The following is a 271-nucleotide window of genomic DNA, read 5'->3' on the forward strand; positions in this document are numbered from 1 at the left end:
AGTGGGCGTGGGCCCCCCCCAGCTCGCAGATGCCAAACTGCTTTTCCATTTTCACGTGATAACCGAGGTGGCGGTTGCCGACGATGCGCAACCCGCCGCCATACTGCAGGCAGCGTTTCGCATCACGCAGCATTTGCCATGCCAGATGACCGGTCACCGCGTGCTGCTGATGGAATGGCGGATTGCACAGCACCGCGTGCAGGCGATCGGACGGGAAGCCCCTCAGCACGTTGTTAACGCGAAACTGACAGCGCGCCATATCCTGCGGACG

1 protein-coding gene is annotated in these 271 nt (G+C 62.0%); it reads right to left on the reverse strand.

Annotated elements, in window-relative coordinates:
• Window positions 1-271 (reverse strand): methyltransferase (locus KVT28_RS25170; RefSeq protein WP_217550894.1); only part of this gene is annotated, 271 nt, incomplete at both ends.

The sequence above is a fragment of the Pantoea sp. GbtcB22 genome (assembly GCF_019091025.1).
GTDB classification, from domain to species: domain Bacteria; phylum Pseudomonadota; class Gammaproteobacteria; order Enterobacterales; family Enterobacteriaceae; genus Pantoea; species Pantoea leporis.